At 30.6% G+C, this 1,306-nt stretch carries 3 protein-coding genes; all 3 read left to right on the top strand.

All coding sequences use genetic code 11. The features are described from left to right. Positions 1–237: 237 nt before the first annotated feature. The 3 genes from OM90_RS12110 (at position 238) to OM90_RS12100 (ending at position 1,166) form a co-directional block, all read left to right on the top strand. Entirely contained in the window at positions 238–564 is a 327-nt protein-coding gene (locus OM90_RS12110) for a hypothetical protein (RefSeq protein ID WP_058487108.1), read from the top strand. An 86-nt stretch (positions 565–650) separates the two neighbouring features. After that, the gene (locus tag OM90_RS12930; RefSeq protein WP_160323684.1) at positions 651–800 is read left to right on the top strand and encodes a hypothetical protein; all 150 of its coding nucleotides are present in this window, start codon (positions 651–653) and stop codon (positions 798–800) included. Positions 801–911: 111 nt separating this feature from the next. Beyond that, on the top strand, positions 912–1,166 hold the full coding sequence (locus tag OM90_RS12100) for an AHH domain-containing protein (RefSeq protein ID WP_058487106.1): 255 nt from the start codon (positions 912–914) through the stop codon (positions 1,164–1,166). Positions 1,167–1,306: the final 140 nt, after the last annotated feature.

Raw genomic sequence — 1,306 nt, 5'->3', positions numbered from 1 at the left:
CCCTTAAAAAAGGAGATAATATAGGAGAAGGCATAAATAGTGAATCTAATAGATTATTAAATGAAAACTTTGAACAAGAAAGAAAAGTTGTTGGTTTAGACGATACAAACGACCAATGAAAAAATCAAAACAATAAAAATAGAAATCAAACTGATATCCCTAATAAAGCAGATGATACTGTAAAGGGAACGGCAAACACTGTTAAATATGGTCCAATGAATAAGGGCCCATTAGCTGATGGATGATATAGCAAACACATTTAGAAGTGGTACATATACTAAGATAGTAACACAGGAGGAAATAATACTTTATAGAGTATATGGTGGTAAAGCAGGAGAATTAGGTAGTTACTGGACAAGAACAAAATCAAAAGGACCTTTGCAGTCAATTATTGATAGTGCTTTAGACCAGAATTGGGGGAATACAGCTACGAATGTTTCAACAATAAAGGTTCCAAAAGGAACAACAATATATGAGGGTGTTGCTGCTCCACAAAGAGGTTTGGTGGGCGGAGGCAATCAAGTTTATATAAAAAAGGTGGATGCTTCATGGTTAGTAAAATAAATTGTATTTGTAACGTGTTAAAAGAGATTAATGTTTTTTTCTCAATTTCAGAGTTTGAAAGATTTCAAAAGTATGTGGAAGGACTTGTGAATGACGGAATTTTAATTGAAATACCTGTTAAAAAACCTTATGCAGGATTTCCTGAGCAATGGTACAAATGCAAATCATGTTCACAAGTTTGGAGATTAGTATATCCTGACTTTCCTTTTAAAGGTAAATGGAGCATTGTAAAATAGCAAAATTTTTACAATGGTTACACAATTTCGGCTGTTGTGGCTTTTTCTAGAACGTACACTTTATTAAGTAATGCATATTATTCCAAAGGAATTTAAGAATCATCCATAGGGATGGATTTTGATGATGTTTCAAATGGGATATTTTTTAGAGATAGAAAAAGTGGAGGTATTAGTACAATGTCAAGACATCAGGGTTATCATTCAGTATTTAATGATTTTATTGAAAATTATTTAGATAGTCTGGATATAAATGATAGCGTTGAAAGTCTTGAATCTCAAGTATTTAACTTACAACAAAAGGTAAAGGAAGTAATGCAAAAAGGATTACCGTTATATGAAAAAGAAGGTGCTACTGTAAAATTATAAAAGGTGGTTTAATAAATGAAGTATGGGGAAAATAGCTTATTAGTTGAAGAATTAATAAAAGAAGTTGGTAATATGAAATTATTTAAAAAAAGTGATAAATTACTAACTGATGTTATAATTATAAATGATTTTGAAAAAGC

Origin of the sequence: Defluviitalea phaphyphila, assembly GCF_001466305.1 — a bacterium.
Lineage (GTDB): Bacteria > Bacillota > Clostridia > Lachnospirales > Defluviitaleaceae > Defluviitalea_A > Defluviitalea_A phaphyphila.
The sequence above is the reverse complement of the archived record's forward strand: the minus strand, read 5'-3'. Positions and strand labels throughout refer to the sequence as shown.

Coding starts and splice junctions, on each gene's coding strand:
- OM90_RS12110 (WP_058487108.1), top strand. CDS start 238: ATGGATGATATAGCAAACACATTTAGAAGTGGTACATATACTAAGATA.
- OM90_RS12100 (WP_058487106.1), top strand. CDS start 912: ATGGATTTTGATGATGTTTCAAATGGGATATTTTTTAGAGATAGAAAA.